The organism is Thauera phenylacetica B4P, assembly GCF_000310225.1.
Classification (GTDB): Bacteria; Pseudomonadota; Gammaproteobacteria; order Burkholderiales; family Rhodocyclaceae; genus Thauera; species Thauera phenylacetica.
On sequence record NZ_AMXF01000169.1, the window covers coordinates 1 to 9,095 of the forward strand.

Genomic DNA, 9,095 nt, shown 5'->3' on the forward strand with positions numbered 1-9,095 from the left:
GGCGCGGGCTGCGGGCCGCCGGAAGACGGGGCGCCGCGGACGAGGGCGTCGACGATCGCGGCGCGCGCGGCGCGGCGCTCGGGCGTCTGCTTGCGGCGCTCGTCGCTCTTGTACGAGGCCGACGTGATGCGGCGTGCGAGCAGCCCGGGGTAGGCTTCGATCGCGACCCGCGTCGCATCGCCCGCGTGCATTCCGGGCACGTGGACGCCGGCGGCGAGCAGGCGCGGCGCGCCTTCGAGGAACATCAGGCCGACCGGCGGATTGACCAGCTTCAACGGGCTGTGCGAACGCGCGGGCAGGTCGGTGCTGCGGTGCGCGTAGCGGCGGCCGGCGGGGCGGGTCTCGCGGTAGGCGTCGAGTGCCGCGCGGAAGGCGGGCTTGCCCATGACGGCGCAGTGGCGCACCAGCTCCTGCCAGGTCTGCGGCCAGCCCAGGTCGACCACCGCCTCGCGCGGCAGCCCGAAGGGAAAGTCGAAGGCCCCCAGCCAGGGACCGGGGCGTCCGAGCACCGCCTCGAATCCCGCCCAGTCGGGGCAGCGCTCGATGTCGTCGAGCACGACGCGCGCACCGTCGAGCCGGCCGTGGGCGACGGTGATTGGCTTGGCGCGGCGGGGGGTGGAGGTGAAGTCGATGCCGAGGAGCAAAGTCACGAGCGCTCAAGCCTCCCGCATCGTCCGCGCCGCGGTGCAGATGGTGTTGAAGTGCACCGTCACCGTGTCCTCGATCGGCTGCGCATACCCACCCGCCATCGCCACCGCGACCGGCACGCCGGCCGCCCGGCAGGCGCCGAGCACGCGCTCGTCGCGGGCCTGCAGCCCTTCGATGCTGAGCGCCAGCCGGCCGAGGCGGTCGCCGGCATAGGGGTCGGCGCCGGCGAGGTAGATCACCAGCTCCGGGCGGGCGCGGGTGAAGACGGTGTCGAGCGCGGCATCGAGCGCGGCGAGGTAGGCCGCGTCGCCGGTGTCGTCGGGCAGCTCGACGTCGAGATCGCTCGTCTGCTTGCGGAAGGGGAAGTTCTTTGCGCCGTGCAGGCTGCAGGTGAACACCTCGGGGGTGTCGGCGAGGATGGCGGCGGTGCCGTCGCCCTGGTGCACATCGCAGTCGACGATGGCGATGCGTCCGGCGCGGCCCTCGGCCCGCATCGCCAGCGCGGCGATGGCCGCGTCGTTGAACACGCAGAAGCCCGAGCCGAAGTCGCGGTGCGCGTGGTGGGTGCCGCCGGCGAGGTTGGCGGCGCAGGCCGCGCCGCCTTCGCGATTGAGCGCGCTGCGGCAGGCGGCCAGCGTGGCGCCCGCCGAACGGCGCGAGCGTTCGACCATCGCTGCAGTCCACGGGAAACCGATGCGCCGCACCTCGGCGGCGTCCAGCGTGCCGCCTGCAACGCGTTGGAGGTAGCCGGCGTCGTGGGCGCGCAGGATCTCGGCGTCGCTGGCGGCGTGTGGGACGCGGAAGTCGTCATCGGCGAACAGGCCGCTTTCGTGCAGGCGCGCGCGCAGACGCGAGTACTTCTCCATCGGAAAGCGGTGGCCCTCGGGCAGGGGCAGCACGAAATGGTCGGCGTAGTAGAGCTTCAAGGTGAAGGACTTCCAGTTGATCTCGGGCAGCGCGGGGTCGGCGGGCGCGTCGTTACAGCGCGGTTTGGGAGTCTGCGAGCGGACTTGAGGGCGTCAAGGATAAACCGGCGTCTGCAGCACCTGAGCAACAACTGTTGTCATCACTTTATGATGCCGTGCAACATGGCGCATGTCGATTCCATCACCAAACCAAACCGAGGCCGAAATTGGGTTTCCGCCTGTCCCTGGCAAGCATCCGTGTGGCCATCAATCGCCTCTTCTTCCGCGGCACAACCGCCCCAACCGTGGCAGTCGCCTCGCCGCAGGTCGCGCTCGTGACTGTGCCGGTGGTGCACGAGGTCACGCCCGAAATATCGCGCGAGCCGACGCCCGACCTGCCGCCCGCCGTGCTGCCCGAAGCGGCTGCCCACGCGACTGCCGAAGCAAGTGCCGAAGCAAGTCCCGAAGAGACTCCCGAAGTGAGTGCCGAAGCACCGGCCGGCGTGACGGAGCTCGTTCCGGTGCCTGAACGTCACGACACGACACGCCTCGAGGACGATCCTGTTGCGCCTGCCGCCATCGCCGCCGCGCCCGATCCGGACGCCGAACGTCTGCTCGCGCGCTGTGCCCGTTTGCAGGCGCAGATGCTCGACTTCACCGCCCGTCTCGCCGACATGGAGCAGCAGGTGCGCAGCTACGAGCAGCACCAGTTCCTCGCCCTCGGTGACGTGGTGGGCGAGTGCCTGCGCCTGCGCCAGCAGTACCTGAGCCTCAAGGCCGCGCGCTCGGGATCGACGGCAGATCGGGAACAGGCGCGCCAGGCCGACGCGGACTTCGACGCCTACCGCCGCAGCACCGAGCACACGCCCACGCCGCTGCCCGAGCTCGACGACGACGAGCAGGACGAACTGCGCAGGCTCTATCGCGCAGCGGCCATGCGTTGCCACCCGGACCGCGCGGAGGAGGCCGAACGCGCCGAGGCGCACGACGTCTTCCTGCGCGTGCAGGCCGCCTATCAGGCGCGCGACCTCGATGGGCTGCGGAGCATTACCGCCGAGCTGGCGGGGTGGGCACGGGAGAGCGATGAGGCAAGCCCTGCGCAGGCGGGCACCGTTCCCGCAAGCAGCGCCGTGAGGCGTCGGGTTGCCGAGCTGCAGATCCAGGTCGCCGACCTGATGCTTGCCGTGCAGACCCTGCAACTGGATCCCGCTTACCGCCAGGCCGTTCAGGTCGAGCGCTGGGAGGCGAACTTTGCCGAAGCGCGCGCAGGCTTTGAGGCCGAATGCGAGGCCTTGCGCGCGCAGATCGCGAGACTGGGGTAGCGGCCAGCGTAAGGCTGCGGGCGCGCAGGACCTCAGGCTCTAACGCCAGGCCCGTCATACTCGGTGATGACGTCGCCGACTTGCAGCCCGACGCGCTCGATCTTCGTCCCCGCTTCGACCTTCCGCGCGGCGCGTTAGCGCTTGCCGCGCTCCAGAAGGGCTTTCAGCCCGGCAAACGGGGCATGCGTCGCCAAGTCGGCCGGGCGGGCGGCGGCGGGGCCTTCGGCCTGTGCCTCGAGTTCGCGCTGGTGCTCGTTGTCGTGGCAGTAGATGCACAAGAGTTCCCAGTTGCTGCCGTCGGGCGGGTTGTGGTCATGGTTGTGGTCGCGATGATGCACGGTGAGCTCAGGCAGGTTGGCGAGCGTGAATTCGCGGCCGCAACGCGCGCAGATCCAGAGGTGGATCTTCAGCGCGCGTTCGCGGTATCCCTGGGCACGGGCATCCGCTGCTCGCCTTGCATCGGCGACGATGCGGTCCAGCCGGGCAGTGTCGATCTGCTTCATTGTGATTCTCCGCTCCGCTCCGCTCCCGGTCGTCCGTCAATTCACCTTAGTCGCTGGCTTTCATACGTCCAGCGCGCGCACCTTCACCTTCTTGCCCTTGAGCTTGCCCGCCGACAGCCGGCGCACCGCCTCGCGCGCGATCGCGCGCACGACCGCGACGTAGGTGTTCTGATCGGTGACGGTGATCTTGCCGACCTGCTCGCGGCTGAAGCCCGCCTCGCCGGTGAGCGCACCGAGCACGTCCGCCGGACGGATCTTGTCCTTGCGCCCGCCCAGGATCAGCAGCGTCGTCATCGGCGCCTGCAGCGTCGCGCTCGCGTCTTCCTCCAGCTCGTCGAGCGCATGCCATTCCGGCTCGAAGCCCATCCTCTGCGCGATGCTCGCGACGCGGCGCTTGTCGGCGCTGCTGCACAGGTTCAGCGCCCAGCCCTCCTCGTCGCCGCGCCCGGTGCGGCCGATGCGGTGGATGTGGATCTCGGGGTCGGGGGTGACGTCGACGTTGATCACCGCCTCGAGCTGGGCGATGTCGAGCCCGCGCGCAGCGACGTCGGTCGCCACCAGCACCGAGCAGCTGCGGTTGGCGAACTGGATCAGCACCTGGTCGCGCTCGCGCTGCTCCATCTCGCCGTTGAGGGCAAGCGCCGCGAAGCCCTGCGCGCGCAGCAACTCGACCAGGTCGCGGCACTGCTGGCGGGTGTTGCAGAAGGCCAGCGCGCTCACCGGGCGGTAATGGCACAGCAGCTTCGCGACCGCCTGCAGTCGCGCCGGGTGCTCGATCTCGTAGAAGCGCTGGCGGATCTTGCTGTGCGCGTGCTGCTCGAGCAGCTTCACCTCCTGCGGCTTGCGCAGGAAGCGCGCGGCCAGGCTGGCGATGCCCTCGGGGTAGGTGGCGGAGAACAGCAGGGTCTGGCGGTCCGAGGGACAGCGCCCGGCGACGAAGGCGATGTCGTCGTGGAAACCCATGTCCAGCATGCGGTCCGCCTCGTCCAGCACCAGGGTGTTCAGGCCGTCGAGCACGAGGCTGCCGCGCTCGAGGTGGTCCATGATGCGTCCGGGCGTGCCGACCACGACGTGGGCGCCGTGCTCCAGGCTGTCGCGCTGCGGGCGCATCGGCGTGCCGCCGCACAGCGCCAGCACCTTGATGTTGGCCTCGAAGCGCGCCAGGCGGCGGATCTCCTGCGTGACCTGGTCGGCCAGCTCGCGGGTCGGGCACAGCACCATGGCCTGGACGTCGAGCTTGCGCACGTCTAGCCGGGCGAGCAGGGGCAAGCCGAAGGCCGCGGTCTTGCCGCTGCCGGTCTTGGCCTGGGCGATGAGGTCGTGCCCGGCGAGCGCCAGCGGCAGGCTGGCGGCCTGGATCGGGGTCATCGTTCGGTAGTCGAGCTGGCGCAGGGTGTCCAGCATGGCCGCAGGCAGGGGCAGGTGGTCGAAGGGCAGGGCGGGCTCGGTGGCAAGGGGTGGGGCCACGGCTTCGTCGGGCGCGCCGGTGGGGCACCCGGAGGTATCGTCAGGAATTTCGGTCATGCGCAATTATCAGGCCGGATTCGAGCGCCGCCGCTGAAAACTTTGCCGCGGAGCGAATCGGCTTGTCCCGGGGGCGGGAACTTCGGGCGGATTCGCGCTTCAGACTCGCCAGGGCCGGGATGGCGTTCGGTCGACGCGGTGGCCGTTGCGATAAGGGCAGCGCAGGAGTTGGATCGCATGCCCGCCGTTGCAGCCGTGTTCGCGCCTGCCGGCGCTCCTACAATCCGCCCAGCGGGGACGGTATGTTTTCGCGCATTCCGGAGGCCCGGCAATCCGCAGAGCCGAGCCGGGACGACATTTTTCGCGCCTGCCGGAGCTCCTACAATTCGCCGAGCGGAGACGGTATGTCTTCGTGCCTTCGGGCGCTCCTGCATTCCACGGAGCCGGGATGGTGTTCTCTAGGAGCGGCGGCAGCCGCGAATAGCGCCGTCCAGCAATCGCCCCGCGCTCCGGCAATCGTGCTTCCACGGCCGAAGGGCCACCCCCCTCCGCCTGTACTACACTCGAACACCCGCAACAAACCACAACAACACGGTGCAGCCATGAGCCTCATCGAAAGCGTCCGCCCCCTGCAGGGCAAGCTGACCGCGATCCGCCGCGACCTCCACGCCCACCCCGAGCTCGCCTTCGAGGAGCATCGGACCGCCGAACTGGTGGCGCGCCACCTGGAGTCGCTCGGCATCGAGACCCACCGCGGCATCGGCGGCACCGGCGTGGTCGGCGTGGTGCGCGGCCGCCGCGGCCTGCGTGCGATCGGCCTGCGCGCCGACATGGACGCGCTGCCGATCACCGAGCGCAACGAGTTCGCGCACAAGTCCACCATCCAGGGCTGCATGCACGCCTGCGGCCATGACGGCCACACCACCATGCTGCTCGGCGCCGCCGAGGCCCTGGCTGCGCGGCGCGACTTCGACGGCACGGTGTACCTGATCTTCCAGCCCGCCGAGGAGGGCGAGGGCGGCGCGCCGGCGATGATCGCCGACGGCCTCTTCGAGCGCTTCCCGATGGAGGCGGTGTTCGGCATGCACAACTGGCCGGGCATGGAGGCGGGCAGCTTCGCCATCCACAGCGGGGCGGTGATGGCGAGCGCCGACCGCTTCGACATCCGCTTCACCGGCGTCGGCGCGCACGCGGCGATGCCGCACCTGGGCGTGGACCCGGTGGTGGCGGGCGCGGCCTTCGTGCAGGCGGCGCAGACCCTGGTGAGCCGCGTCCTCGACCCGATCGACGCCGGCGTGGTGTCGGTGACCCAGTTCCACGCCGGCGAGGCCTACAACGTGATCCCCGACCGCGCCGAGCTGTGCGGCACGGTGCGCACCTTCTCCGCCGAGGTGCGCGACCGCCTCGAGCGCGGCCTGCGCCAGGTGGCCGAGGGCATCGCGCAGAGCCACGGCGTCGAGGTCGACTTCCAGTTCCGCCGCGGCTACCCCCCGACCATCAACACCGCCGCCGAAGCCGCGCTGTGCGCCGAGGCCGCGCGCGCGGTGGCGGGGCCGGAGCGCGTGTTCACCGACCGCCGCCCGAGCATGGGCGCGGAGGACTTCGCCTATTTCCTCCTCGAGAAGCCGGGCGCCTACGTGTGGGTCGGAAACGGCCCGGGCGAGGGCGGCTGCATGCTGCACAACCCCAACTACGACTTCAACGACGAGGTGCTGCCGGCGGGCGTGGCCTACTGGTGCGCGCTGGTGCAGCGCCTGCTGGGCGCGGCGCGCTGAGGCCGGCCGCATGATGCGAAACCTGCGTCTCGCCCTGCGCATGATGCTGCGCGACCTGCGTGCGGGTGAGCTGCACCTGCTCGGGCTGGCGATCGTGATCGCGGTGGCCAGCCTGACCAGCGTGGGCTTTCTCGCCGACCGCGTCGGGCGCGCGCTCGACCGCGAGGCCAACCAGCTGCTCGGCGGCGACCTGCTGCTGCGCGCCGACAAGCCCTGGCCCGCCCCCTTCCTCGACGAGGCGCGCAGCCGCGGCCTGCAGACCGCGAGGACCGTGCTGTTCACAAGCATGGCCAGCACCGCCGAGGGCGCGGCGCTCGGTGGTGTCAAGGTCGTGGAGGACGGCTACCCGCTGCGCGGCACCATCCGCCTCGCGCCCGGCCCCAACCAGGCCGACGCCCCCGCGGGCCGTGCGCCCGCGTCGGGCGAGGTGTGGCTGGACGAGCGCCTGTTCGCCGAGCTGGGCGTGAAGACCGGCGATAAGGTGGGCCTGGGCGAGCTCGAGTTCCGCGTCGGCGCCATGGTCAGCTTCGAGGCCGACCGCGGCGCCAACTTCTTCAGCCTGCTGCCACGCGCGATCTTCAACCTGAAGGACCTCGACGCCACCGGCCTGATCGCCGAGGGCAGCCGGGCCACCTGGCGCTTGCACGTGGCCGGCACGCCACAGGCGGTCGAGGCCTACGAGAAATGGGCACGCGCCAACCTGGGCCGCGGCCAGCGCGTCGAGACGGTCGATAACGCCCGCCCCGAGGTGCGCGCCGCGCTCGACCAGGCGCAGCGCTTCCTGCGCCTGGCCGCGCTGCTCGCGGTGATCCTCGCCGCGGTGGCGGTGGGCCTGTCGGCGCGCCGCTTCATGGCGCGCCACCTCGACGGCTGCGCGGTGATGCGAGTGCTCGGTGCGCGCCAGGCGCAGGTGCTGGGCATCGTGGTCGGCGAGTTCCTGCTCTTCGGCCTGGCCGCGGCGCTCGTCGGCACCGCGCTCGGCTGGGCGGTGCAGTGGGGGCTGGCGGGCGGGCTGCGCGAGCTGCTCGCCACCGAGCTCCCCGCGCCCTCGCCGCTGCCGTTCGCCCATGGCCTGGTGGTGGGCATGGCGCTGCTCGCCGGCTTCGTGCTGCCGCAATTGCTGCGCCTGGGCAAGGTCAGCACCCTGCGCGTGCTGCGGCGCGAGTTCGAGTTCGCCGAGCCGGTCTCGGGTGCGGCCTGGGGGCTTGGGCTGGCGGCGCTGCTCGGGCTGATCTTCTGGATCGCCGCCGACGCGCGCCTCGGTGTCATGGTGGCGGCGGGCTTCGCGGTGGCGCTCGGCGTGTTCGCGCTTGCGGCGTGGGGTGTGCTGAGGCTCGCCGGCCGGCTCAAGGGCCAGGGCAGCCTGCGCGGCGGCGGCTGGCGCTACGGCATCGCCGCGCTCGGGCGGCGCATGGGCAGCAGCGTGATCCAGGCCGCCGCGCTCGGCCTGGGCATGACCGCGCTGCTGCTGCTCACCCTGGTGCGCGCCGATCTGCTCGACAACTGGCGGCGGATGGCGCCGCCGGACGCGCCCAACCGCTTCGTGATCAACATCCAGCCCGACCAGCGCGCGGGCATCGCCGCGCTGTTCGCCGCCGAGGGCCTGCCGGTGCCGCCCATCCAGCCGATGATCCGCGGCCGCATGGTGGCGATCGAGGGCAAGCCGGTCGACCCGTCGGCGTACGAGGACGAGCGCACCCGACGCCTGGCCGAGCGCGAGTTCAACCTCTCGTACGGCGCCGAGCTGCCGCCGGGCAACGTCGTCGAGGCCGGGCGCTGGCACGCGGAGGCGGCGCAGGCGCAGTTTTCGGTCGAAGCCGGGCTGGCGAAGACCTTCGGGCTGGCGCTGGGTGACCGTGTGACGTTCGAGATCGGCGGCCGCCGCGTCGAGGCGCCGATCAGCAGCGTGCGCAAGCTCGACTGGGACTCGATGCGGGTGAACTTCTTCTTCATCGCCTCGCCCGGCGTGCTGGAGGATTTCCCCGCGACCCTGATCACCAGCTTTCACCTGCCGCCCGCACGCCACGACTTCACCACCAGGCTGGTCGGCGAGTTCCCCAACCTCACCGTGATCGACACCGCCGCGGTGATCGCGCAGGTGCAGTCGATGACCGACAAGCTGATCGTGATCGTGCAGTTCGTGTTCGGCTTCGCGGTGCTCGCCGGCCTGGTCGTGCTGTATGCCGCGCTGCAGGCGACCCACGACGAGCGCGACTACGAGCTCGCCATGCTGCGCACCCTCGGCGCGCGCAACCGCCAGGTGCGCCAGGCCTTGTTCGCCGAGTTCCTGGTGCTGGGCGGGGTCGCCGGCGTGCTCGCGGGCGTGGGCGCGAGCGCGATCGGCTGGGTGCTGGCCGAGCAGGTCTTCCGCATGCCCTACGTGCCGGCGCTGGCCCCGGTGCTGGTGGGGGTGGCGCTGGGCGCGGCGGGGGTGGTCGCCGGCGGCTGGCTGGGCACGCGCGCGCTGCTGAGCCGGCC

At 71.4% G+C, this 9,095-nt stretch carries 7 protein-coding genes; 3 read left to right on the forward strand and 4 right to left on the reverse strand.

Features of this window, described 5'->3' with window-relative positions; all coding sequences use genetic code 11:
- A partial coding sequence (locus C667_RS16820; RefSeq protein WP_039921934.1) for a hypothetical protein occupies positions 1–650 on the reverse strand: 650 nt, incomplete at its 3' end.
- 6 nt (positions 651–656) lie between these two features.
- Complete coding sequence (locus tag C667_RS16825; RefSeq protein WP_004370935.1) at positions 657–1,574, reverse strand: histone deacetylase family protein; 918 nt, start codon at positions 1,572–1,574, stop codon at positions 657–659.
- Positions 1,575–1,780: 206 nt separating this feature from the next.
- Between C667_RS16825 and C667_RS16830 the strand changes: the two genes are divergently transcribed.
- On the forward strand, positions 1,781–2,875 hold the full coding sequence (locus tag C667_RS16830; protein ID WP_157302379.1) for a J domain-containing protein: 1,095 nt from the start codon (positions 1,781–1,783) through the stop codon (positions 2,873–2,875).
- A gap of 134 nt (positions 2,876–3,009) precedes the next feature.
- Here C667_RS16830 and C667_RS16835 read toward each other — a convergent pair whose 3' ends face one another.
- Both C667_RS16835 and dbpA read right to left on the reverse strand, forming a co-directional pair.
- Complete coding sequence (locus tag C667_RS16835) at positions 3,010–3,378, reverse strand: YajD family HNH nuclease (RefSeq protein ID WP_004370939.1); 369 nt, start codon at positions 3,376–3,378, stop codon at positions 3,010–3,012.
- Between the two features lie 60 nt (positions 3,379–3,438).
- Complete coding sequence (gene dbpA / locus C667_RS16840; RefSeq protein ID WP_245538486.1) at positions 3,439–4,782, reverse strand: ATP-dependent RNA helicase DbpA; 1,344 nt, start codon at positions 4,780–4,782, stop codon at positions 3,439–3,441.
- A gap of 662 nt (positions 4,783–5,444) precedes the next feature.
- Between dbpA and C667_RS16845 the strand changes: the two genes are divergently transcribed.
- Together C667_RS16845 and C667_RS16850 are read left to right on the forward strand one after the other, a co-directional pair.
- Positions 5,445–6,617, forward strand: a complete 1,173-nt coding sequence (locus C667_RS16845) for a M20 aminoacylase family protein (protein ID WP_004370942.1) — start codon at positions 5,445–5,447, stop codon at positions 6,615–6,617.
- A gap of 10 nt (positions 6,618–6,627) precedes the next feature.
- A partial coding sequence (locus C667_RS16850) for an ABC transporter permease (RefSeq protein ID WP_004370944.1) occupies positions 6,628–9,095 on the forward strand: 2,468 nt, incomplete at its 3' end.